The 23790-nt window shown below is 60.7% G+C and carries 24 protein-coding genes and 4 tRNA genes; 10 read left to right on the forward strand and 18 right to left on the reverse strand.

Annotated elements, in window-relative coordinates; genetic code table 11:
- Positions 1 to 8: 8 nt before the first annotated feature.
- From ABD997_RS00005 to gltX, 5 genes are all read right to left on the reverse strand, one after another.
- Positions 9 to 84, reverse strand: a tRNA-Val gene (locus ABD997_RS00005).
- A gap of 45 nt (positions 85 to 129) precedes the next feature.
- Positions 130 to 205: transfer RNA gene (locus ABD997_RS00010), tRNA-Glu, on the reverse strand.
- 71 nt (positions 206 to 276) lie between these two features.
- Positions 277 to 352: transfer RNA gene (locus ABD997_RS00015), tRNA-Glu, on the reverse strand.
- A gap of 42 nt (positions 353 to 394) precedes the next feature.
- Positions 395 to 470, reverse strand: a tRNA-Ala gene (locus ABD997_RS00020).
- A gap of 78 nt (positions 471 to 548) precedes the next feature.
- The gene (gltX, locus tag ABD997_RS00025; protein WP_345314975.1) at positions 549 to 1961 is read right to left on the reverse strand and encodes a glutamate--tRNA ligase; all 1413 of its coding nucleotides are present in this window, start codon (positions 1959 to 1961) and stop codon (positions 549 to 551) included.
- A gap of 164 nt (positions 1962 to 2125) precedes the next feature.
- On the opposite strand from gltX, the gene ABD997_RS00030 reads away from it, so the two are divergent.
- Positions 2126 to 2353, forward strand: a complete 228-nt coding sequence (locus ABD997_RS00030) for a hypothetical protein (protein WP_345314976.1) — start codon at positions 2126 to 2128, stop codon at positions 2351 to 2353.
- A 128-nt stretch (positions 2354 to 2481) separates the two neighbouring features.
- Positions 2482 to 3354, forward strand: a complete 873-nt coding sequence (locus ABD997_RS00035) for a LysR family transcriptional regulator (RefSeq protein ID WP_345314977.1) — start codon at positions 2482 to 2484, stop codon at positions 3352 to 3354.
- Positions 3355 to 3370: 16 nt separating this feature from the next.
- Here the strand turns inward: ABD997_RS00035 and gltS are convergent, their stop codons facing one another.
- The 11 genes from gltS to pspA form a co-directional block, all read right to left on the reverse strand.
- Entirely contained in the window at positions 3371 to 4564 is a 1194-nt protein-coding gene (gene gltS / locus ABD997_RS00040) for a sodium/glutamate symporter (protein ID WP_345314978.1), read from the reverse strand.
- 248 nt (positions 4565 to 4812) lie between these two features.
- A complete protein-coding gene (gene maiA / locus ABD997_RS00045) occupies positions 4813 to 5454 on the reverse strand; it encodes a maleylacetoacetate isomerase (RefSeq protein ID WP_345314979.1) in 642 nt (213 codons plus the stop codon).
- 145 nt (positions 5455 to 5599) lie between these two features.
- Positions 5600 to 6697: a 4-hydroxyphenylpyruvate dioxygenase gene (gene hppD, locus ABD997_RS00050; RefSeq protein ID WP_345314980.1), complete on the reverse strand. Its 1098-nt coding sequence runs from the start codon at positions 6695 to 6697 to the stop codon at positions 5600 to 5602.
- A gap of 173 nt (positions 6698 to 6870) precedes the next feature.
- On the reverse strand, positions 6871 to 8421 hold the full coding sequence (gene tyrR / locus ABD997_RS00055) for a transcriptional regulator TyrR (RefSeq protein ID WP_345314981.1): 1551 nt from the start codon (positions 8419 to 8421) through the stop codon (positions 6871 to 6873).
- A gap of 185 nt (positions 8422 to 8606) precedes the next feature.
- Positions 8607 to 8948 carry a 4a-hydroxytetrahydrobiopterin dehydratase gene (locus ABD997_RS00060; protein ID WP_345314982.1) on the reverse strand — a complete coding sequence of 114 codons (342 nt, stop codon included), beginning with the start codon at positions 8946 to 8948 and terminating at the stop codon, positions 8607 to 8609.
- 15 nt (positions 8949 to 8963) lie between these two features.
- On the reverse strand, positions 8964 to 9755 hold the full coding sequence (gene phhA, locus ABD997_RS00065) for a phenylalanine 4-monooxygenase (protein ID WP_345314983.1): 792 nt from the start codon (positions 9753 to 9755) through the stop codon (positions 8964 to 8966).
- A 153-nt stretch (positions 9756 to 9908) separates the two neighbouring features.
- Positions 9909 to 10973: a YcjF family protein gene (locus ABD997_RS00070; protein ID WP_345314984.1), complete on the reverse strand. Its 1065-nt coding sequence runs from the start codon at positions 10971 to 10973 to the stop codon at positions 9909 to 9911.
- Positions 10970 to 12355, reverse strand: coding sequence for a YcjX family GTP-binding protein (locus ABD997_RS00075; protein WP_345314985.1), 1386 nt, complete (start codon positions 12353 to 12355; stop codon positions 10970 to 10972). The genes ABD997_RS00070 and ABD997_RS00075 overlap by 4 nt, the downstream gene beginning before the upstream one ends.
- A 54-nt stretch (positions 12356 to 12409) precedes the next feature.
- On the reverse strand, positions 12410 to 12805 hold the full coding sequence (pspC, locus tag ABD997_RS00080; RefSeq protein ID WP_345314986.1) for an envelope stress response membrane protein PspC: 396 nt from the start codon (positions 12803 to 12805) through the stop codon (positions 12410 to 12412).
- Positions 12792 to 13037, reverse strand: coding sequence for an envelope stress response membrane protein PspB (gene pspB, locus ABD997_RS00085; protein ID WP_345314987.1), 246 nt, complete (start codon positions 13035 to 13037; stop codon positions 12792 to 12794). Before pspB ends, pspC begins: the two co-directional genes overlap by 14 nt.
- A gap of 22 nt (positions 13038 to 13059) precedes the next feature.
- Positions 13060 to 13728, reverse strand: coding sequence for a phage shock protein PspA (gene pspA, locus ABD997_RS00090; RefSeq protein ID WP_345314988.1), 669 nt, complete (start codon positions 13726 to 13728; stop codon positions 13060 to 13062).
- A gap of 185 nt (positions 13729 to 13913) precedes the next feature.
- Between pspA and pspF the strand changes: the two genes are divergently transcribed.
- The 6 genes from pspF to ABD997_RS00120 all read left to right on the forward strand — a co-directional run bounded on the left by pspF (position 13914) and on the right by ABD997_RS00120 (position 20321).
- On the forward strand, positions 13914 to 14972 hold the full coding sequence (gene pspF / locus ABD997_RS00095) for a phage shock protein operon transcriptional activator (protein ID WP_345314989.1): 1059 nt from the start codon (positions 13914 to 13916) through the stop codon (positions 14970 to 14972).
- Between the two features lie 64 nt (positions 14973 to 15036).
- Positions 15037 to 16641, forward strand: a complete 1605-nt coding sequence (locus ABD997_RS00100; protein ID WP_345314990.1) for an ABC transporter substrate-binding protein — start codon at positions 15037 to 15039, stop codon at positions 16639 to 16641.
- Positions 16642 to 17664, forward strand: coding sequence for an ABC transporter permease subunit (locus ABD997_RS00105; RefSeq protein WP_345314991.1), 1023 nt, complete (start codon positions 16642 to 16644; stop codon positions 17662 to 17664).
- Positions 17657 to 18547 (forward strand): ABC transporter permease subunit, encoded by an 891-nt coding sequence (locus tag ABD997_RS00110; RefSeq protein ID WP_345314992.1) that lies wholly within the window; start codon positions 17657 to 17659, stop codon positions 18545 to 18547. Before ABD997_RS00105 ends, ABD997_RS00110 begins: the two co-directional genes overlap by 8 nt.
- Positions 18547 to 19545, forward strand: coding sequence for an oligopeptide/dipeptide ABC transporter ATP-binding protein (locus ABD997_RS00115; protein ID WP_345314993.1), 999 nt, complete (start codon positions 18547 to 18549; stop codon positions 19543 to 19545). Before ABD997_RS00110 ends, ABD997_RS00115 begins: the two co-directional genes overlap by 1 nt.
- Positions 19542 to 20321, forward strand: coding sequence for a peptide ABC transporter ATP-binding protein (locus tag ABD997_RS00120; RefSeq protein ID WP_345314994.1), 780 nt, complete (start codon positions 19542 to 19544; stop codon positions 20319 to 20321). Before ABD997_RS00115 ends, ABD997_RS00120 begins: the two co-directional genes overlap by 4 nt.
- Before the next feature lie 78 nt (positions 20322 to 20399).
- On the opposite strand, the gene ABD997_RS00125 is transcribed toward ABD997_RS00120, so the two are convergent.
- On the reverse strand, positions 20400 to 20717 hold the full coding sequence (locus ABD997_RS00125; protein ID WP_345314995.1) for a heavy metal-binding domain-containing protein: 318 nt from the start codon (positions 20715 to 20717) through the stop codon (positions 20400 to 20402).
- Positions 20718 to 20868: 151 nt separating this feature from the next.
- Positions 20869 to 21849, reverse strand: a complete 981-nt coding sequence (gene acuI, locus ABD997_RS00130; RefSeq protein ID WP_345314996.1) for an acrylyl-CoA reductase (NADPH) — start codon at positions 21847 to 21849, stop codon at positions 20869 to 20871.
- Positions 21850 to 22165: 316 nt separating this feature from the next.
- Here acuI and ABD997_RS00135 point away from each other — a divergent pair, with 316 nt between their 5' ends.
- Both ABD997_RS00135 and ABD997_RS00140 read left to right on the forward strand, forming a co-directional pair.
- Complete coding sequence (locus tag ABD997_RS00135) at positions 22166 to 23107, forward strand: LysR family transcriptional regulator (protein WP_345314997.1); 942 nt, start codon at positions 22166 to 22168, stop codon at positions 23105 to 23107.
- A 203-nt stretch (positions 23108 to 23310) separates the two neighbouring features.
- Positions 23311 to 23733: a DUF3429 domain-containing protein gene (locus ABD997_RS00140; protein WP_345314998.1), complete on the forward strand. Its 423-nt coding sequence runs from the start codon at positions 23311 to 23313 to the stop codon at positions 23731 to 23733.
- Positions 23734 to 23790 lie beyond the last annotated feature (57 nt).

The raw sequence follows: 23790 nt of genomic DNA on the forward strand, positions 1-23790 counted from the left end.
TGAAGACTTGGTGGGCGGTACTGGGTTCGAACCAGTGACCCCCTGCTTGTAAGGCAGGTGCTCTCCCAACTGAGCTAACCGCCCAAATCTTTGCCGCTTCCCGCCAACCAGGCGAGAAACCGATATAAGTGGCGTCCCCTAGGGGATTCGAACCCCTGTTACCGCCGTGAAAGGGCGGTGTCCTAGGCCTCTAGACGAAGGGGACCCCGGACNCAACTGAGCTAACCGCCCAAATCTTTGCCGCTTCCCGCCGGCCAGACGAGAAACCGATATAAGTGGCGTCCCCTAGGGGATTCGAACCCCTGTTACCGCCGTGAAAGGGCGGTGTCCTAGGCCTCTAGACGAAGGGGACCCCGGACATAAAAGGCCGCATGGCGGCCTTTTACTGAAACCTTGGTGGAGCTACGCGGGATCGAACCGCGGACCTCTTGCATGCCATGCAAGCGCTCTCCCAGCTGAGCTATAGCCCCAGAGCGCACTCACGAGGGCGTCCCCGTTAGTGCGTGGCGCATTTTAGGGAGCCCCCCCAAGTGAGTCAATAGCGTTTTTTACGAATTCGCTCTGTTTGCTACAAATTCAACCGCCTTGTTGATCCTTTCTACGGAACGCGTCTGCCCTATCAGCAACAGAGTGAGATCCAGGCTTGGAGACTGGCCCGCACCGGTCACCGCAACCCGCAGGGGCATGCCCACTTTCCCCATCCCAAGCTCCAGCTCTTCGGCAGTATCCTTGATGCTCTGATGGATCGCCTCGGCGCTCCACTCGCTCAAGGCGGAGAGCTTCTCGGCGATCCGCTCCAGGGGAGCCTGGGCCACGGGGCGCAGGTGCTTTTTGGCAGCCGCCGCATCGAACTCGGTGAACTCCTCGTAGTAGTAGCGGCTGGACTGCGCCAGCTCCTTGAGGGTCTGACAGCGCTCGGCCATCACCGGGATGAGGTCCGTCAGCGCCGGACCGTTGGCGGTATCGATCTTCTGATCCGCAAAGTGCCAGGCCAGATGCTCCGCCACCTCCTCCACCGGCAGGCTCTTCATGTAGTGCTGGTTCAGCCACAGCAGCTTGTCGGTATTAAAGGCGGAGGCGGACTTGTTGATCGCCTTCAAGGAGAACAGCTTGATCATCTCCTCCATGGAGAAGATCTCCTGGTCACCGTGGGACCAGCCGAGACGCACCAGGTAGTTGAGCAGAGCCTGGGGCAGGAAGCCGTCGTCGCGGTACTGCATCACGCTGACCGCACCGTGGCGCTTGGACAGCTTGGCGCCGTCATCACCCAGGATCATGGAGACATGGGCGAACTCCGGCACCGGGGCGCCCAGCGCCTCGTAGATGTTGATCTGACGCGGCGTGTTGTTGATGTGGTCCTCCCCACGAACCACCTGGGTGATCCCCATGTCCCAGTCATCGATAACCACACAGAAGTTGTAGGTCGGTGCACCATCGGTTCGACGGATGATCAGATCATCGAGTTCGCGATTGTCGATCTCAATGCGGCCGCGAACATGGTCATCCCAGGCGACTTTGCCCTCGACCGGGTTGCGGAAACGCACCACAAAGGGGGCATCGGCCTCCGGCGCTTCCCCGAGGTCACGGCAGTGGCCGTCGTAACGGGCCTTCTCACCATTGGCCATCTGCTGTTCACGCAGGGCATCGACCCGCTCCTTGGAGCAGTAACACTTGTAGGCTTTGCCCTCTTGCAACAGCTGGTCAATCAACTGGTTGTACCGATCGAAACGCTGGGTCTGGAAGTAGGGTCCCTCCTCCCAGTTCAGGCCAAGCCAGTTCATCCCTTCGAGAATGGCGTCGATCGCCTCCTGGGTAGAACGCTCCAGATCGGTATCTTCGATGCGCAGGACGAAATCCCCGCCTTGATTTCGGGCGTATAACCAGGAGTACAAAGCAGTGCGAGCGCCACCGACGTGCAAAAAGCCGGTCGGGCTGGGGGCAAAACGGGTCTTAACGGTCATATCCTTCTCGATATACAGTAACTTGAGGAAGTGGCCCGGGGCCATGTAGGCAGGCTAGTTTAGCAGCCTCCCCGCACAGCGCCAAAAGCTATCGCTGCAGGCCCGCTGAAGGGGAAATATTGTTCTACGCTAACTCACAGAACTTCGCATCGGAGGATAGCAATATGCCGAAGTCCATCTCTCAATCCGCCCCCTTGGAGAGCATCGCCCGTTACCTGCAACGGGTGGAGGGCTGTGATCCGGTTCAGGCCGAACGAGAAGCACGCCAGGTGGTTGCCGACTTCGAGCGCATGCAGCGCCAGGGTTACATCAGCGGCTGGTACTTTGACGAGCAGGGCCATCTGGACCTGATCCCCTCCGATGACGTGCTGGGACGATTGAATGAAAAATAAACGGCGCGGTCGGCTGACCGCGCCGCGCGAGCCCTGTGAATTTCCCCTCTCTCCCCTATTGAGTCCTTCCGGTAAACTGGCATAGTAAACAGACTACCCGCAGTTTTATCGAGGCAACTCAAGCGTCTATGGATCTACGTCAGTTACGTAATTTCGTCATGGTGGCAGAACATGCCAGTTTCACCCGAGCGGCGAAAGTCTTGGGAGTTGCCCAACCTGCGGTCAGTACCGCCATCAAGAAGCTGGAGACCGACTTGGGACTGGTACTGCTGCATCGCCAGGACAAACGGGTCCAGTTGACCGCCGAAGGCAAGGAATTGCTGCCCCATGCCCAGGCGATTTTGCAACGGGTTGAACAGGCCACCCAGGCGATGGCAAGGCTGCGGGATCTGGATCGCGGCGAAGTGCGGATCGCCCTGCCGGGCATGGTCGGCTCCTACTACTTTCCGGCCCTGTTGATGGCGTTTCACCATCGCTATCCGGAGCTCAAACTGTCACTGTGCGAAGCGGGCACCAAAGAGATCCTCGGAATGCTGGAGCGGGACGAAGTGGACATCGGCATCATCATCGATCCCGGCGAACATGCCGGCCTCGAGACCCTGCCTTTAACCCGACCTGAGATGATCGCGGCGGTCGGCCTCGAACATCCCCTGGCCAAGCAGGACAGCATCGACTGGGATGAGTTCTTCCAGCATGAACTGGTGATGTTTAAGGACGGCTATTATCACCGTGAATTGGTTAATGAGTTGGCCCAGGCCCGGGGCTTCCAACCGGATATCGCCTTCGAGACCAACCTGATCGAGCTGATCCGCAGCATTGTCCGGCAGGGTTTTGCCATCACGACGGTGCTGGATATGGTGGTCAAGGGGGATCCGGAAATCAAGGCGCTGCGGTTTAAGGAACCGATGTACATGGATCTGCATGTTGGCTGGAAAAGTGGCCGTGCCCTAACCCAGGCGGATCGTACCTTCCTGGACTTTTTGCTGGAACAAAACGCCTGACACCGACAAGGGCGGACTATGACAGCAAGCTGTTCATCAGCAGTTGCAGGATCACCGCGTTGGACACATCCACAAAGAAAGCGTTAGCCAGGGGAATCACCATAAATGCCAGCGGTGCGGCTCCGTAACGGGCCGTTACCGCGTTCATGTTGGCCATCGCATTGGGGAGTGCCCCCAGTCCCATGCCGAGATAACCGGCACAGATCACCGCGCTGTCATAGCTCCTGCCCAGCAGTGGAAACATCACGAAAAGCACCAGCAACACCATCATGGCGACCTGGGCCAGCACCGTCAGCAGCATCGGCAGCGCCAGATCCACCAGCGTCCAAAGCTGCATCCCCATCAGTGACATCGACAGAAACAGGCCCAGGGTTATCTCTGACAGCAGCGGCAGCGATTGCCCCTCCGTCGGAGCTTCAAGCCTAGGTAACAGTCGGGGTAGCACGTTCGTCAACACCAGACCGGTTAGCATGCAGGCCAGGAATTCGGGAATATTCACACCATGTTGCCCGGCCAGAGCGGCGATATTGGTGCCCAGAATGATGCCAGCGCTGACATACATCAACACCACGAACATCCCCTGGCTGTCTATCTGGCGCCCCTTACGCTCTCCGCTTTGAGTCCTCAGTACCGGCTCACCGGCACGCAAACGGTGACGTTCGATAAGACGCTGGGCCAAGGGCCCGCCCACCAGCCCCCCCAGTACCAGGCCGATGGTGGCACTGGCGATCCCGATCTCCAGGGCGTTCTCCACCCCGGCGCTTTGCTCAAATACCGAGGACCAGGCCACCGCGGTTCCATGGCCACCGAACAGGGAGACCGAGCCGAGGAGCAAACCATTAATAGGCGGAAGCCCGCTGGCCTTGGCCATCAGTAATCCGGTGACATTTTGCAGCAGTACCCCCAATACGCAGATCACCAACAGCACCATCATGGGGCGCCCACCACGGGTCAACATCTCGAGGCGGGCCGTCAGCCCTACGGAGGTAAAAAACGCCAATAGCAGGACGTCGCGCAATGAGGTATCAAACTGAAGATCGAAACCGAAAAACTCGTGAGCCACGAGGGTAAGAAGGGAGGCTGCGATCCCCCCACTGACAGGTTGGGGAATGTTGTAGGTTCTTAGCACAGCGATCTGACTGTTAAGCAGGCGCCCCATCAACAACACCAGGATGGCGGCCAGCACAGTCTCTCGCAAAGATAACTCCATCCTCAACACCTCGAATCGCGTGCTTCAGCACCTGCTGTCCCGGTCGGGGTCAAGGAGATCCCGAACAGGCTGTTGGGTCGCTCAGAAGCCAGCAACGCCGGTCAGGATCGCCGTAACGTCACTGCCATCCACGCGCTCTTAATCGCGTGCTTTAATGACTTGGCCGTAGGAACGAGAGAAGGAAGTATAGGCCTCATTTTGCCCGCCTTGGGGGCTTGGGCCCAGAAACCCGTGGGGAAGTAACCGGTTTAAAAGGCATCCGGCTGCAGCTCGGGGGCGGCCTGCCTGAAGCAGGGAAGCGTGCGGCATCGCGCGACAATCTGGTTGATGCGGCGGTAGGGTTCCAGCATCAGCTGCTCCCGTTGCGCCTGTTCCCACTGGGGGAGTAGGCAAAGATCCGCCAGGGTTAAGCCATCCCCAAAACAGTACTCACCCGCAGTGCGCTCCAGTTGCACCTCCAGGGCATCAAAGCTCTGTCTTAGCCAATGCTGTCGCCATGCCTCCGGCGTCGCTGACGATGACTCGTGGTATATCGCGAGGCGGCGTTCTACCCGGCTGGTCAACAGGGGCTGGCAATCCGAAACCATCATCTGGGCCAGAGAGCGAACCTGGGCACGCTCCACCGGCTTGCTCGGCAGCAGGGGGGGGAGTGGGTAGGCTTCCTCCAGGTACTCGATGATCGCCAGGGACTGGGAGAGAACGAAGTCGCCATCCACCAGGGTGGGCACTGCCCGGGCCGGATTCAGCAAGCCGTAGCCGGGCAGTCGGTGTGCCCCGCCGTCCCGCTCGAGATCCACCGCGACGTACTCAAAGGGCAGGCCCTTGTAGTGGCAGGCAATGCGAACCCGGTGGGCGGCGACCGAGCGCCAATAACCGTACAGTTTGACCATGCAGCATCCCCCTGGCGATGCCTTAATCCCTGTCATCACTATAGACGGGGCGATACCCGCCGAGAGAGAAAAGGGCATTAATTCATTCGATTGGGGGATGCATTCATGGCATCCGTCCGCCACCTGGCCGACGGCGCCACAAGGCTCAGATCACGCCGCGACGGATCTGGTCCTCTTCGATCGACTCGAACAACGCCTTGAAGTTGCCCTCACCAAACCCTTCGTTGCCCTTACGCTGGATGATCTCGAAGAACACCGGACCGATAACCGTCTGGGTGAAGATCTGCAACAGGATCCCATCCTTGCTCGGGGCCCCGTCAATCAGGATCTGCAGCTCCCGCATCGCGTCGAGATCTTCCTGGTGCCCCACGACACGGTCATTGACCTTGTCGTAGTAGGTATCCGGGGTCGGCATAAAGGCCATGCCACCATCACGAAGGGTCTTAACGGTCTGGTAGATGTCGTTGGTACTCAGCGCGATGTGCTGGATCCCCTCCCCTTGGTAAGCACGCAGGTACTCCTCGATCTGGCTCTTGTCATCAGACGACTCGTTGATCGGGATCCGGATCTTCCCGCAGGGGCCGGTCATCGCCCGGCTCACCAGCCCGGTCAGTTTACCTTCGATATCGAAATAGCGGATCTCACGGAAGTTGCCGATCCTCTCGTAGAAACCGGCCCAAGTATCCATATTGCCCCGGAAGACGTTATGGGTCAGGTGATCAATCTCGAAAAGCCCTGCGTCACAGGCCTTCAATCGGGCCTGTGCATCGGGGTAGAAACGGAAATCCACGTCATAGATGCTTCGGTCACCGTAGCGATCGACGAAGTAAAGCGCCGAACCGCCGATGCCTTGTACCGCAGGAATATTCAGCTCCATCGGCCCAACGGCGGTTTCCAGCCGCTCAGCGCCGTTGGCTAACGCATGGGAAAGCGCCGCTGCTGCATCCCGGCAACGCCACGCCATGCCGCAGACACTTGGGCCGTGGGCCCGGGCAAAGTCGGCCGCCTGGGAGTGGGGCTCGGCATTGATGATGAAGTTGATGTCCCCCTGACGGTAGAGCCAGGCCTCCTTGCTGCGATGACGAGCGATCTCGGCAAAGCCCAGGTGGACGAACAGGTCCTTAAGCGCCTGGATCCCCTTCGGGTCCGGTGCGGTGTATTCGACAAACTCGAACCCGTCAGTCCCCAGGGGGTTACGACGCTGTTCGGATTGGGGGTCATTGTTATGGGTCGTGTGAGTCACTGTGCTTTCCCTCTTAAATTCTCATATGTTCACATTGCAACAACAACCTGTTTACCTAATCGGAGGGCAGGGATAAACCACCGCGCAGCACCAGCACAAACACGACGCAAAAAAAAATGTCAGGGTGACGTTACACCCTGACATTTTCCCATATTTATTAATACCTTAATGCCCTATGATGGCGTACGCTGCTTACCGATGCGGTACTCACGGAGCTTATTCGCAATGGCGGTGTGCGATACCCCAAGCTTGCGGGCCAGCTGGCGGGTCGAGGGGTAGGCAGGGTAGAGGCGCCGCAACAGGCTGGCCTCAAACTGCTTAACCGCTTCATCGAGCGTGCCCTCAAACTCCCGGTCGAAATAGCCGAAACTCTCGTTCCAATCGGGCAGGCGAAGCTGCTCCGGCGTCAGTTCACCCCGCTGCTCCGCCATGGAGACCGCGCGGAAAATGGCATTTTTAAGCTGCCGAACGTTGCCGGGCCAGGCGTAGTTGCGGATGAACTCCCGGGTTTGCGCCGAGAGCTGCCGCACCGGCGTGCCCAACTGCTCGCTGTAGTGTTCCAAAAACAGCTCGGCCAGAGGGATGATGTCTGCTTTGCGCTCCCGCAGCGGGGGGAGGATCAAGTTCAGGACGTTGATGCGGTAGTAAAGATCCTCACGAAACTCCCCTTTCTGGCATAGCTCCGAGAGGTCTTTCTGGCTGGCACAGATGATGCGCAGATCCACCTTGATCTCGGTATCATCCCCCACCCGACGGAAGCAGCCATCCTGGATCAGACGGAGCAGCTTGACCTGCAGTTGAGGGGACATATCCGCCACATCATCCAGGAACACAGTGCCTCCGCTGGCCTGCTCGATCACCCCACGCTTCACCACCTCACCGGGGCTGCTGGCCAGGCCAAAGAGTTCGCTCTCCGCCACATTATCCGGCAATGAGGCGCAGTTGATCACCACGAACCCCTTGTCCCGGCGTAAACTGGCTTCGTGGCACGCCCGTGCCATCTGCTCCTTACCGGTGCCGGTTTCCCCCAGGATCAGCAGCGGCGCCTCCAGCTGAGCCATGCGACGCGCCTCCTCCAGCAACAGCTTCATCCGCTCGCTGTCGGCAATCAGGGTATCGAAACCGGAACGCTGCTCCCGCAGGGCATTAAACTGCTTGCCAACCCGAGCCGGCGACTTGAGCTGTACCATGGCGCCCGCCAAAATCTTCTTCCCCTCCTCGTCCGGCAAGACGATGGGCGACATCTCGGCAAGGTACTGGTTACCGGCAATGGTCACCTTGGTCGCCTGAGGTTGCACCTGCTCCGAGCCCAGCCAGCGGACAAAGGAGAAACCGTGTAGGTAATTGGCAATAGGCTGGTCTACCAACTCCTCCCAGGAAACACCAAGGATCGCCAGGGTCGAGTCATTGGCCAGCGCAAAATTGGCTTTTAAGTCAATAGAAAATACCGGATCCGGCAGCGTTTTCAGTAGCGCCGAGAGTATCGAGTGCTCCCTCTCAGAGGGCATGTAAGGAACCGTGCGGACATCCGTGACATCACGAATTTTACGCAGTTGCGGCATCAGCGCCTGCAGTTGGTCAAAGCTGGGGGCCGGGATCTGAAGATACACAAAGCCTTCGCTGGCCGCGTCGATGGCATTGATATTGATTTCAAATTTTTCTAATACATCGAGGATTTCGCGGGCAAGCCCGATCCTGTCCTGACAACTGACTCGTAAGCGCATCCTCTCTCCCTGTTATTATCATGCGGGGCCCGGCGACTACCGATAGGGGTTGCGGGATATCGGGTCATCCTGACCGGCGCGGGGCTCAGTGCGGAGATGATACTGTAAAATTCGCTGTACAATACAGTCAAAAAAATGAAAAAACCCACCGCGATGGGTGGGCTTGGAGACTGGGCGAGACCCGATCACGAGTCAAGCAGTGCGTCGGTCTTCGCCGCCATGATGAGGTCATTGCGGTGTAATCCATTGATGGCATGGGTCCACCAGGTCACCGTCACCTTTCCCCACTCCAGCAGGATCGAGGGGTGATGAAACTCCGATTCCGCCAGCTCAGCCACCCGGTTTGCAAAGGCCCAGGCCAACTTGAAGTTCTTAAAATCGTAAGCCCGCTCCAACTGCATCACACCATCACGGACCGGGAGGGACCAATCCGGTATCTGCTTCATCAGTTTGGCCAGTTCCTCCTCACTGATCTTCGGGGCTCCAGCCTGGCAGGCTTCACATTTGAGTTCGGTCAATTCGGTCATGCTTGGCTTCCTTTCTTAGCTAACGTTTTTTTTCATCTCAAAACTGGGCGCAAAAAGACCCAACTGCTGGGCACGACGAACATGCGCCATCAGATCCTGCTGAGCAAGATCGTAAAGCTGGTCAATCTGCTCCAACACAAAGTAGATGGGTTGCATGATATCGATGCGGTAGGGGGTTCGCATCGCCGTCACCACGTCCAGCGGCTTGCGCTCGGGCTGTTCAGACATCGCGTACTGGGTCTCACCGGGGCTGGAGAGGATCCCACCGCCGTAGATCTTGAGCCCATCCGGGCTGTTTACCAGGCCAAACTCAACGGTAAACCAGTAGAGTCGGGCCAGGAATACCCGCTCCTCGGGGCTGGCGGCGAGGCCGAGCTCACCGTAGGTCTGGGTGAAGTGGGCAAAGGCAGCATTAGTCAGCAGCGGGCAGTGGCCAAAAATCTCATGAAAGATGTCCGGCTCCTGCAGGTAATCCATCTCCTCACGGGAACGAATGAAGGTCGCCACGGGGAAACGCTTGCTGGCCAGCAGTTCGAAGAAACGTTCGAAGGAGATCAGGGCTGGTACCTGGGCAGTTTGCCATCCGGTGGCATCGAGAAGGACACTATCCACCTCCGACAGCTGGGGGATCCTGTTCATGGGCAGATCCAGCGCCGCCAGTCCCGCCATATATTCATCACACGCTTTCCCCTGGATGCATGCACTCTGTCGGGCGATCAACTCAGCCCAAATCTGGTGCTCCTCCTCGGGATAATGGATGTAGCCCTTCTGATCCGGCAGTCGTGCCTGATACTTGGTGCCCTTCATGCTCTCTTTCCCCTCTGACTCAAGTTTCGCCAGCGTCTACCACTACTCCTGCTTGCCGCCGCCAAGGCTGATCGTCCTGACTTTGCCGCTGAGAATACGACCGCTTAATCTTCCCAACCTACCCCGTCAGTGGGCAAAAAAAAGACTGCCGGCTCAATCTCCTTCCCCCTTCTTTGTAAACTCTTCGTTACGACGTTTGAGATCCCGGGCATGGCGTATCGCATCCGCCGACACGCGAGTCAACTGGGCCAGCAGCTTGCCCTGAACCGTCAACAGCGCTGGTCGGTGACGGGCCCGGTAGGGTAACGGCCGGCACAGGGCACAGGCGGCATAACCGAGCCGTGCCGTCAGCAGGCCAGCCCCCAGCCCCTGGGCAACCCGAGCCGAGAGCTTGCCCGTCAACTCCGCAGACAGCATCTGGGTACCCAGATCCACCGCCAGCTCGCTGCCCCCGGCGTAGAGCAGATTGACCAGGATCCCACGCAGCAGGCGCACCCGTCCCCAGTATCCCGGCTCAATGCCGTAAATCCGCGCGACCTCATCCAGCATCGCCTGGTTGCGCCACAGCATCAGGGCCATATCCAGTATCGCGACAGGACTGGCGGCCAGCAACAGGCTCGCCTGGCCGGCATAACGATAAATACAGGCCTCCGCCGCCCTGTCCTGCTCCGCCAGCACCGTTCGCTCGTAAAGCAATAGACTCTCGCCATCATCGTGGTAGCCCTGTCGGCACGCCAGCCACCGCTCCCGAGCCGGGTGGTACGCCTCTGGCAACGACTGGGCCAATGTATCCAGCCACGCCTCGGCCTCACCCCGCTGGCTGCCCTGCTCCATCCGTTTTGCCTGTTCGCGCTGCCGCTCGGCCCGCTTCAACTGGCCCAGGCGGTGCCACTCGCGCCATCCCCAGCGCCCCAACAGGAGAGACGCGCCCCCTATCACCCCGGCGTAGAGGCCGAACCAAAGCGGACCACGTAACCAGGCTTCATACAGGCTCCAGCCGGACTCCATCACCACCAGGATCAGCAACAGCAGGAGAAACAGACCCAGCAGGCGGTGGCGACGCTTGGGCCGCTTCGTTGCGGCACGCTGCGGGGGCGCCTCCTGCCAGAGGGGGTCATCCCACTCCGAGGCGGGTTGGAGCCTCGTCTCCTCAGTGTCTGGGGGGCCGGGGTCGAGCTGGGATTCGTCGAACTGCTGGGGCGGTTTCAAGGTACTCATCGCATCTTGTCTCCCAGTAACCACTCAAGCAGATGATCCATCCGCATATGGGGCAGAGGCGCATGAGGATCCGGCAGGGCCGGTGGTGCTAAGGCACCAAAGGCAAACCCCTGGCGTTGCCAGAACTCTGGCTGAGGCAGGGTTCTAGGGACTTCACCGGGGAAGCGGGTCACGGGGGTGCCCGCACTGTCCCGCCCCCGGATCACCGGTACCACACCGCTACCCGGGTCCACCTGGCCCTGCTGGCTGGCCCGGATGGCACTGAGCACCATGGTTTCTACCCGCCCCCCCATGAAGCGGGCCCGGCGGCCGATTTCGCCGGTCAGGCTGTCGGTCAGGGCCAGTAGGTTGGTGTGCTGATCCACAGTGATGTGATCCGCCTTGCTGGCCACGAAGAGTAGCTTGTCGATGCGGGGGTTGATCAGACGGCGTAGCAGCGAACCGGGACCGTATTGGAAGCTTTGCATGATCGCCTGCACCGATTGCGCCATCTGCAGACACTGGGCATGCCCCTGGTCCAGGGCCCCAAGCGCATCCAGCAGAACAATCTGGCGGTCAAAGCGAGCAAAGTGCTGCCGATAGAAGGGTTTGACCACCTGCTGTACGTACGCCTGGTAGCGGCTGGCCAGCCTCTGGGCCAGCGGCGACGCCAGCGCCTCCGGAGGAAGGGGAAAAAACGCCAAAATGGGTGTCCCCGCCAGCTCACCGGGCAGCAGCGCCCGCCCAGGCTGCAGGTAAGTCGCCGACAGCTCCCGCCGTAACGTCTTTAACAGCTCACCATACTCGGTGGCCAAGACGCCCAGCGATGAATCATCCAGCGCCCGGGCTTCAGAGGTGTGGGCCACTATCTGGTCAAGCCAGGGCTGGGCCCGTTCGGCCCAGGGCGCCTCGGCGAGGATCTGCCACTGCTGTTGACTCCAGCTGGCGAAGTCCATCCCCAGCAGCGGCAGATCCAGCAGCCATTCGCCCGGGTAATCCACCAGGTCCAGGTAGAGGGTAAGGTGATCCGCCAGCTGCCGCTTTAGCCCCTTGGCCGGGACATAGCGCAGCGCCAGACGGATCTCGGAGATCCCGCGGGTGGATGGGGGCCATTGGGGCTCACTCTGGCAGAGGCCACCGATGGCAGCATCGTAATCGAACGGCAGCAATGCCAAATCCGGCTGCGGTTGCCGGGCCGCCCCCAGCAGCCGTCCCTGCTGCACCACCTCCCACATCGGCAACTGACCGGCATCCGCGTGCAGCAGCTGGTGCACCAAGGAGGTGACGAACGCGGTTTTGCCGGCACCGGACAGACCGGTGATACCGACCCTAAGGTGCTGATCCAGGCTGCGGTAGGCGAGCTGTTCCAATTGTCGCCCCAAGCGGCTTAGCTGAGATTTCATGCCATCCATCACAACAAAAGGCGGGTGCCCGAAGCACCCGCGTTCTAAAGAGAGTTATTTTAGGTTATCGATTTCGCGCCTGAGGGCGTAAGCATCTGACGTCACGTAGCGTTCCATCTGCTGCAGGCGCAGATCCAGGGAGCGGAAGCGGCTGCTGACATCACGAAAGGCCTCTCTTGGGGACTCCCCTGCTTGCCATACCTTGGTTTTCAGCTCCGGTCGACTCAGGGGCAGCTCACGGGGTTTCTTGTCCAGCAACACCCAGCCGATGACATAGAGCAGAAACACCACGCCAAAGAACCAACCGGTCAGGAGGAAAGCGGACAGGGCGATGATCCGCACCAGCCAGACCTCCCAGCCGAAGTGCTCCGCCAGCCCGGCACAGACACCGGCAACTTTGCCCTGCTCCGGAATGCGGTAAAGCTTGTTTTCCTGATTACTGGTGGCCATCTTTCCTCCGCCATTGTGGTGACTCCGCATCGAGGATCCGCTCCAGGCTGTCGATCCGCTCCGCCATCTTGTCGGCGCGATGCAGGAGCTCGCTCAGTTGCTGGTACTCCTCATCGGTCAGCCCCTGGCTGATCTGCTTCTTGCTGCGGTAGTGCAGGATCAGCCAGATCGGCGCCACCAGCAGCAAAAAGATGATCAAGGGGGCGAGCAACAAGCCAATCATCTCTTCCATCCCTTACTCCTCATTAATCAGTTTACGATTTTTTCTTGGCCAGCTTTTTCTTCATCGCTTCCAGTTCCTGGTTGACCTTGTCCTCCGCCTCCAGGGCGGCGAACTCGTCCTCCAGGGAGTGCGGCTGGCTCATTTCGTAAGCCTCAACCTCCGACTCCAGCCCCTCGACACGACGTTCATACTGCTCGAAACGGGACATCGCCTTGTCGATCTTGCCCGGGTCAAGCTGACGCTTCACATCCAGGCGGGAGCTGGCAGTCTGCTTGCGCATGATGATGCTCTTCTGACGCGCACGGGCATCATTGAGCTTCTCCTGCAGCTGGCTGATCTCCTCCTTGAGGCGGTTGATCTGCTCCTCGATGATGATCAGCTCATCTTTGAGTGCATCCACCACGTCACTGGCCTTCTGTTTCTCCACCAGGGCGGCTCGGGCGAGATCTTCCCGCTCCTTGGAGAGCGCCAGCTCTGCCTTGTTCTGCCACTCGCTGACCTGCAACTCGGCGCGCTCGATACGGCGCATCCCCTCTTTCTTCTCTGCCAGCACCTTGGCGGAGGTGGAACGAACCTCGACCAAAGTGTCCTCCATCTCCTGAATGATCAGGCGAACCATTTTTTCCGGATCTTCCGCCTTATCCAGTAAGGCACTAAGATTGGAATTCACAATATCTGCGAAACGCGTAAAGATACCCATAATCAATTCCTCGTGTTTTCGATAACCCTCGGCACTAACAGATACAGGAACCGTGCCAACTTCGAATTCTGCAGTTAAACCGCTGTTTTGACTTATCTTAATCAGTAGGGTTTCTTTTTGATTTGGCCCTTCCTATCATGGGAAATGCCAACAGTTGGCCAAACTCACCATCGCTAAGGAACCGGATGTCCTCTCCTCGCCAAAGTGACAACCTGCTCGGTCAGTCCAGCGCCTTTCATGACGTCCTGGAGCAGGTCTCCAAGGTCGCGCCCCTGAGCAAACCCGTCCTGATTATCGGTGAGCGGGGCACCGGCAAGGAGTTGATCGCCGAGCGACTGCACTTCCTATCCCAGCGCTGGGAGCAGCCCTACGTCAAACTCAACTGCGCCGCACTAAACGAAAACCTACTGGAAAGTGAACTCTTTGGCCATGAGTCCGGTTCCTTTACCGGCGCCGGGAAGCGCCACGAAGGGCGCTTCGAGCGGGCCAATGGTGGCACACTGTTTCTCGATGAGCTGGCCAACACCTCTGGACTCATCCAGGAGAAGCTGCTGCGGGTGATCGAGTATGGCGAGTTTGAGCGGGTCGGCGGCAACCGCACCCTGCGCACCGAGGCCCGGCTGATCTGCGCCACCAACGAGGACCTGCCCAGACTGGCCGCCGAGGGGCGCTTCCGGGCGGACCTGCTGGACAGACTTGCCTTCGATGTGATCACCCTGCCGCCGCTGCGTGCCCGTCCCGACGATATCCTGCTGCTGGCGGAGCACTTTGCCATCCAGATGGCACGGCAACTTGAGATGGAGCTTTTCGCCGGCTTCACCGAGCGGGCCCGTAAAATCCTGATGACCTACCACTGGCCCGGCAACATCCGGGAACTGAAAAACGTGGTGGAGCGCAGTGTCTACCGCCACGATAACGCCCAGTTACCAGTCCACGAGATCATCCTGGATCCCTTCGAGTCTCCCTGGCGACCCAACCAGACCATCGCAACCGAGGACCGCCGTCCACGTCCGAGTGAGGAGACAGAGAGAGAGGAAGCGTCTCCAACTCCCCCACCCGGCTCCGAGATCACGCTGCCGCTGGATTTCAAGCAATACTGTCAGGAGAGGGAGGTCGCCATCCTCAAACAGGCCCTGGCGCAAAGCCAGTTCAACCAAAAGAAGAGCGCCGAACTGCTTGGCCTCACCTACCATCAGTTACGCGGGATCCTGAAGAAATACGACTTGCTGGGGCAGGACAATTGAGCCGCTTCCGGCCCCTTGCTAGACTAAGCCGATCAACAAGTTGTGGATTAACGATGGCCCCGATATGGCGATAACCCGGTACCTGCTCGCCTCACTGACCCTGTTTTGGCTGGTCGGCTGCGGTGGCGATCAGCCCCAGGGCGGCTCGGGGCTGGTGTACTGCTCCGAAGGCAACCCGGAGACCTTCAACCCCCAACTGACCACCTCGGGCACCGCCATCGACGCAACGGCCAAGCAACTTTACAACCGCCTGCTGTCGATCGACCCCACCAGCGGTGAACTCGTCCCGGAACTGGCAACGGCGTGGTCTGTCAGCCCGGATGGACTGGCGTACCACTTCACCCTGCGCCAAGGCGTCGCCTTCCACAGTACCGACACCTTTACCCCGACCCGTCCCTTCAATGCGGACGATGTTCTGTTCAGCTTCGGGCGGGTCATCGATCCCCAGCACCCTTACCATTCGGTGTCCGGTGGCCGCTACCCCTACTTCCAAAGCATCGGCCTAGCCGCGCAGATCGCCAGGATGGAGCGGCGCTCGGATCACGAGGTGGTGTTCCACCTGCAGAAACCCAACGCCAGCTTCCTGGCCGATCTGGCCACGGATTTTGCCATCCTGCTCTCCGCCGAGTACGGCGAGCAGTTGTGGCAGCAGGGGAAGCCAACGCAGCTGGACAACCAGCCGGTTGGCACCGGCCCCTATCGCCTCAGTCGCTACCTGCGTAATCGTTACGTGCGCTACCGCCCCCACCCGGATTACTGGGGGGAGCCGGCACCACTGGACCAGCTGGTCTTTGATATCACCCCCTCCAGCACCACCCGGGTGGTGAAGCTGATTGGGGGGGATTGCGACGTCGCTGCCCTGCCGCAGATCAGCGAGTTGGCGGTGATCCAGCGCTATGACGATCTCGCCGTCGATACCCGCCCGGGGCTCAACGTTGCCTTCTGGGCCTTCAATACCCAGAAGCCGCCTCTGGATGATCCCCGTGTCCGACGCGCCCTCAGCCTGGCAGTGGACAAACGTCGACTGCTCACCACCGTCTATCAGAATACCGCGGTGATCGGTAAGGGTCTGCTGCCCCCCATCTCCTGGGCCTACGACCCCAGCCTGCCCCCCTTTCCCCACGACCCCTACCGGGCACGCCAACTGCTGGAGAGTGCAGGGATCAGCGAGCTGGAACTGGATGTGTGGGCGATGCCCATAGGACGGATCTACAACCCCAATGCGATCAAGACCGCCGAGATCCTGCAACAGGACATGGCCAACATCGGCGTCAAGCTGAACATCGTCAGCTACGACTGGGGCGGCTTTATCAGCAAACTGGAGCACGCGGAGTACGACTCGGTGCTGATCGGCTGGGCTGCGGACAACCTGGACCCGGACAACTTCTTTACCCCGCTGCTCTCCTGTGATGCCCTGATCAGCGGCTCCAACCGGGCACGCTGGTGTGACCCGGAATTTGATGCGCTGATGGCCCAGGCCCGGGCCACGGAGGACAGGGAAGCGCGCAAGGCGATCTATCGTAAACTGGAGCGCCGGCTGCAAAGCCAGGTGCCGCTGCTGCCCCTGGCACACGCCAGCCGAACCCTGGGCCGCCAGCGACACTGGCAGGGGCCGATCCTTCACACCACCGGCGGGGTCGACTTTACCCGGATCCGCAAGGAACCTTAGATGCTGATCTACCTGCTTAGACGCCTGAATCTGCTGGTCCTGACCGCCCTGGTGCTGTTGGGACTGCTCTACATCGCCAGCCTGAAGATGCCTGGTGATACCCTGACCAACCTCAGCGGGGTGACCCACCCGTCGCAGGAGCAGGTGGCCCGACTCACAGAGCGCTACCACCTCGACGGCAACGGTCTGCAGGGCTACCTGGCGTTCGTGCGCCAACGACTCACCGGTGATTTCGGCCTCTCTCAGGCCTCGGGGCGCCCGGTGCTCAACGAGCTGCTGCAGGTGATCCCCGCCACACTGGAGCTGACCATACTGGCCCTGCTGCTCGCCCTGCTGGTGGGGATCCCACTGGGCGTGCTGGCCGCCGGCCGTCGCGGCCCTCTCCCCAACCTGCTCTGGGGCGGGACCCTGCTGGGGTTCAGTGTGCCCACCTTCTGGCTGGGGTTGCTGCTGATGCTGACCTTCGGCCTCAGCCTGGACGCCCTGCCCGCCTCCGGACGCATCAACCTGCTTTACGATGTGCCCTTCGTAACCGGCTTTATGCTGGTGGATATCCTGCTCTCCGATGCCCCCTGGCGCTGGGCCGCCCTTTGGGATGCGATCAATCACCTGGTGCTGCCGACTCTGGTTCTGGCCGCCCTGCCCTGCTTCATCGTTATTCGCACCATCCGTGCCGCCATGCTGGCGGAGATGGATAAAAATTACATCAGGGCACTGATGGCCCGGGGCGTGCCCCGATACCGCCTGGTCCTCTCCCATGCACTGCCCAACTCCCTGGCCCCGATGCTGCGCCTGTTGAGCCTGCAGTTGGGACAGATCGCCTCCGGTGTGATCATCGTCGAGATGATCTTCACCTGGCCGGGGATCGGCAGCTGGCTACTGGCGGCACAGTACCAGGGGGATCACACCGCCCTGACCGGCGGCGTCCTTGTGGTGGCCCTCTCGATTATCGTGCTGACGATACTGCTGGAGATCGCCCAGGCGCTGCTGAACCCCGTGATCCGGAAGGAGATCCATGGCTAAACCCCAGCTCTATCACGAGGAGAGCATCCCCTCTCCCTGGCACCAGATCTGGCGCCACTTCAAGGCCCGTCCCAGCGCCGTCATCGGCCTGTGGGGATTGGGTCTGATGGTGGCCTTGTCCCTGTTTGGTGCCTACCTGGCGCCCTACAGCGCCCAACAGCAGTTCAGTGACCAGCTGCTTGCTCCCCCCTCCTGGCATTCGGATGGCTCCGTGCTCTTTTTCCTCGGCACCGACGCCCTGGGGCGGGATCTGCTCTCCCGTCTCCTACACGGCGCCCACATTACGTTCGGCTTCGCTGGCTTGATCGTGGTGCTGGCGCTCGGGGTTGGCCTGGTGATCGGTACCCTGTCCGGGACCAGCCAGGGGCTGCGATCCTCGGTCCTGGGGCACCTTCTCGATGCCCTGCTCTCCCTCCCCTCCCTGGTTTTGGCCCTGCTGTTTGCGGCGGTCCTGGGGCCAGGACTGCAGAATGTCTTCTGGGCGGTCGGCCTGGCCCTGCTGCCGGGGTTTGTGCGGGTGGTGCACAACGCCATCCACGAGGAGATGCAGAAGCAGTACGTCATGGCGGCACGGCTGGATGGTGCCAGCCCGTGGCAGCTGCTCCGATTCGCCATCTGGCCCAACATTACGGACGTGGTGGTGCTGCACACCACCCTATCCTTCTCCACCGCCATCCTGGACATCGCCGCTCTGGGGTTCCTCTCCCTGGGCGCCCATGCCCCCTCACCGGAGTGGGGCGCCATGGTGCGTGAAGGGGTCAACAACGTGCTCAGCGCTCCCTGGACGGTGACCATGCCCGGCCTGGCAATTCTGTTCGGGGTGCTGGCAACCAACCTGGTGGGCGATGGCCTACGTCACGCCATCGCCGAGGAGCGCGGCTGATGCAGCTACTGGATATTCGTAACCTCACCATTGAGCTGGATACCCCCCAGGGGCGCTTCCCGGCACTGGAACGCTTCAGCATCAAGCTGGCGGAGGGGGAGATCCACGCCCTCGTGGGGGAATCCGGATCCGGCAAAAGCCTGCTGGCCAAGGCGGTGCTTGGCATCACTGATCGGCGCACCCACGTCCGCGCCGACCGCCTCAACTGGCGGGGCCAAAACATGCTGGCAATGAGTGCCAAGGAACGCCGGACGCTGATGGGTCAGGAGATCGCGATGATCTTTCAGGAGCCGGCTTCCTGTCTGGACCCCGGCGCCCGTATCGGTACCCAACTGCTGGAGGCGATGCCAAAGATGAAGGAGCTGCCATGGTGGCGGCGTCGCAGCCAGCGTCGCGCCCTGGCGATCAAGCTGCTGCACAAAGTGGGCCTCAAGGAACACCGCAGCATCATGCGCGAATTTCCCTGGGATCTCACCGATGGGGAGGCCCACAAGGTGATGCTGGCGATGGCGCTGGCGCACAAGCCGCAACTGATCATCGCCGATGAGCCCACTACCGGGCTGGAGAGCTCGGACCAGGCCAAGATATTCCGGCTTCTGGATAAGATGAATAAACTCAACGGCGTGGCGATCCTGTTTATCAGCCACGATCTCAAGGCGGTCGCGAGGTGGGCTGACCGGATCAGTGTCTTGTACTGTGGCCAGCTGATGGAGTCCGGGCGAAGCAAGAAGCTGCTGGAGCATACCCGCCACCCCTACACCGAGGCGCTGCTGCAAAGTGCGCTGACCCCAGGCTCCAGCCGAGCGCGAAAATCGGAACTGCCCGCCCTTCGCGGTGGTATCCCCCCCTTGCAGCATCTGCCTGTGGGCTGCCGGTTGGGGCCACGCTGTCCCTATGCCCGACGGGAGTGCGTCAAGCCCCCCGTCATCCGAAGCCAAAGCGGCCACGCCTATCGCTGCCACTTCCCGCTGGGCGAGGATAAGGAGAACAACGGATGAGCCCTCTGCTTGAGGTCAGGGACCTGTATAAGCACTACAAGAAAAGTGGTGGCTGGCTCAACCGGGAGTACAAGAAGGCGCTGATGCCGATCTCCTTCGATCTGCATCAGGGAGAAACCCTGGCCTTCGTCGGCGAAGCGGGCTCCGGTCGCAGTACCCTGGCGCAGATCCTCTCCGGCGCCAAGGCGCGCAGCGGCGGCCAGATCCTGCTGGAGGGTCAAGACCTACAAAGCCAGAATCGTAAACAGCGCAGCCAATTGATCCGGATGATCTTCCAGGATCCCAGCACCTCCCTCAATCCCCGCCGCCGGATCGGCAACCAGCTGGAGGAGCCGCTGCTGTTCAACACCGATGCCGGCCCGGAGCAGCGTCAGGAGCGGGTGATCCAGAGCCTCACCCGGGTGGGTCTGCTTCCGGAGCACGCCGACTTCTATCCCCATATGCTCGCCCACGGCCAGCGTCAGCGGGTGGCCATCGCCCGGGCACTAATGCTCGAACCGAAGATCCTGGTGGCTGACGAGGCGTTCTCCGGCCTGGATACTTCGCTGCGGGCCCAGTGCGTCAACCTGATGCTCAGTCTGCAGAAGGAGTTGGGGCTCGCCTACATTTTGATGTCTCACGATCTCGGACTGGTTCGCCACATGAGCGACAGGGTGATCGTGATGAAACGGGGCAAGGTGGTGGAGCAGGGAGACACCCAGGCGGTGTTTGAACACCCCCAGCACAGCTATACCAAGCGACTGCTGGAGGAGCAGTTCCTGCAGATACGACGTTGATCCCGTTTACCGGAGCATCCTTTGGAAACCGGTCAAAACCGGGAGAGGACACCGTTGAGCACCCGCTCAACGGCTTTTTTAACGCCGCAGCCGCACCGCGGTGCCAAACACCAGCAGCTCCGATGAGCCATCCATAATGGCGCTGGTGGTGAAACGCAGGCCCACCACGGCATCCGCGCCCAGCCTTTGGGCTTCCTCCTGTAGGCGTGACAGCGCGATCTCTCTCGCCTCGGTCAGCATCTCGGTGTAGCCGCGCAGCTCGCCCCCCACCAGGTTTTTGAGTCCCGCCATAATGTCGCGGCCAAAGTGCTTGGATTGCACCACGTTGCCGGTCACCACCCCAAGCACTTCGCCTATCTCTTTGCCGGGAATGGTCTCTATTGTCGTCAGGATCACGGGGCCTCCATCATGGTCAGTATCGGGTAGCAGATTAAAAGACCATTAGAGTTCAATTACTTTTTCTTTGCATCAAAAAAAAACGAGCCTCAATGAGGCCCGCCATTTGATGCTTCCGGTGTGCTCGGTCACCGCTTAGTTCAGTGCATCTTTAGAGTTTGATCACCACCCGCCCGGACACCTGACCGCGGGTAATGGCATCCGCGTACTCTGGCACCTGCTCTAGGGTGATCTCTTCACACGCCTGTTGATAGAAGGACTCAGGCAGCAGCTTCGCCAATCGCTTCCAGGCCGCCTGACGCTTGTCAAAGGGGCACATCACCGAATCGACACCCAACAGAGCCACGTTGCGCAGGATGAAGGGCATCACCGTGGTCGGCAGATCGAAGCCCCCCGCGAGACCACAGGCTGCGACGGCCCCTCCGTAGTTGACCTGGGCCAGCACATTAGCCAGCAGAGTACTGCCCACGGTGTCCACCGCCCCGGCCCAGCGCTGCTTATCCAGCGGGCGACCGGGCTCAGACAGGGTGCTACGCTCGACAATTTCGCTCGCCCCCAGGGCCTTGAGCATCTCGCCGTTTTCCGCGGCACGCCCGGTAACCGCCGCCACGGTATACCCCAGCTGGGCCAGCAGCGTCACCGCCACCGAGCCCACACCGCCGCTGGCACCGGTCACCAGCACAGTGCCTTTGTCCGGCGTCACGCCGGCATCTTCCAACGCCTGAACACAGAGCATGGCGGTCAGACCGGCAGTGCCGATCATCATCGCCTGTTTACCGCTAAGCCCCTCGGTCAGGGGAACCAGGTGATCGGCCTTGAGCCGGGCACGCTGTGCCATACCGCCCCATCGGTTCTCGCCGACGCCCCAACCGGTCAGCACCACGGCATCACCGGGCTTGTAACGGTCATCACTGGACTCAGCCACCTTACCCACCAGGTCGATGCCCGGCACCATGGGAAACTCGCGGACAATCTTGCCCCGGCCGGTCACCGCAAGGCCATCCTTGTAGTTTAGGGAGGAGTAGTCGACGTCGACCAGCACCTCGCCCTCGGGCAGTTGACTCTCATCAATGGACCCGATGCTGGCCAGAGTCTTTTTATCTTCTTGGTTAAGGATCAGTGCTTTAAACATGGCAAGAGCTCCATAGCTGGAAAATGTTTGGGAACCACTGAACGCAGTCTAGTCAGCGGATCCCGATCAACCCAGTGATATCTCTTCATCGAAAACATGCACCAAGTGCATACGTGAATGGAGTCATCCTAAAGGGCGTACGCCAATCCCAAATTTGAGACACGACTTGTGACCCGCCAGACTTGCCTGGCCCAAGTTTCCGGGGCAACGCCCAGCAGGTGCCCGCCTGCAACCGCCCTGACGGTGGCATGTGCTCGCAGTGCCACTCCGTGCTAAGTTCTGAACAGGGGCCCATCGGGCCGGGCGTGGAGCGGCTATGGACCTGGATGAGATCTTTCGCAAGGATCTGAACCTGCTGGTGGCGCTGAAAATCCTGTTAGAGGCGGGCAGCGTCAGTGCCGCTGCCGAGCGCCTTAACCTGAGCCAGTCCGCCACCAGCCGGATCCTCGGCCGACTGCGACAGCTCACCGGCGACCCGCTGTTTATCCGTCAGGGACACCGCCTTGTCCCTACCGAACGGGCTCTGCAACTGGGCCAGGCCCTGGGGCAGCCACTCTCTACCCTAGGACAATTGCTGACCCCGGAGGAGTTCGAGCCGACCCGGTGCCAACGGCACTTTACCATCGCCGCCACCGACTACGCGGTGCAGACCATCCTCCCCTTCGCTCTGCCGCGGCTCTACCGGACGGCGCCCAACCTTGAGCTGGACCTCACCCCCGTACTGCACGATCAACTGCTGAAGCAGCTCACGACCGGGGGCGTCGACATGGCGATCTGCCGCAAGAATCGCTCCATTGAGCCATTGCTCTCGGTGGATCTGGGGCCGGTAGGGGTGTTCTGCTTACTGTCGCCAAACCACCCGCTGGCCCGGGCGCCTCTCACCCTGGAGGACTACCTGCACTATCCCCATGCACTGATCGCCATCAGCGATGGGGTCAAGGCGCTGCTGGACGACGCCCTGGCGGGGCAGCCCCCGCGCAAGCTGGTGCTGCGAGCCTACCACCTGCAAACCGCCCTGTCGGTGCTCGACACGCTACCGCTGATCTTGACAGTACCGGCGGATCTGGCGTATCTGGTGGCCAAGGAGCAGGGCCTGCTGATCCGGCCGCTGCCGTTTGACTTCAAACCGTTCCAGTATTCCCTGATCTGGCACCCACGATGCGAGTTTTCACCTGCCCAGAAGTGGCTGAGAGGGGAGTTGCAAGCGGCCTGTCGTGCTCTGATTGCGGATCGGATCCAAGCGATGGGACTGGTGTAAGGCATCACGACCCGGTATCAAGCCCTTGGGTCGCGGAACGCTTCAGCGGGAGGTGCGGGGATAGCGGACTGACGCAACGCCGACAGTCCGCCGTGCCGACGGGATCAAAGCCAGCTGGCGCCCTCCCCCATTGTTGTCTTTATTGAAAAGGTTACACTGCCCCATGGTCGGGCAGACCCGGTTTCCCAAAAGGAGTGCCCTTGATGTCCCATCCCCTCCCGGCAACCACCCTGTTGCTGGCCAGCCTCGGCTTACTGCCCTTCGTGGGGTTGTCGATGGCTCCCCGGCTGGAGATCCTCCCCTTCGATGCGGCTCTTGTGGCCTTTCTCCAATACAGCGCGCTGATCCTTACCTTTCTCGGCGGGGTCCACTGGTACCGGGGCACCATCGCCCAGCCAAGTCCCCTAACCGCAGCGCTGGCCCTGATCCCCTGCCTGGTGGCGCTAGCCGCGCTCTGGCTGCTCAATGCTGAGCCCGCCTTATGGTTACTGGGGATCGCCTACCTGGCAGTACTGGGGTGGGATCTTGCGGTGCTGGGCGCCACAGCGCCCAGTGGCTACCTGGCGATGCGCATCACCCTGACCGCCATTGCCGTGCTCACCCACGCCCTCTGGCTGCTGACCTAAGCGAGCGAGCCGTGCCAAACCACTGTCGCCAACTCGGACGCAGTAAGCTAGGAGGAT

This window comes from Ferrimonas gelatinilytica (genome assembly GCF_039544205.1).
Lineage (GTDB): Bacteria > Pseudomonadota > Gammaproteobacteria > Enterobacterales > Shewanellaceae > Ferrimonas > Ferrimonas gelatinilytica.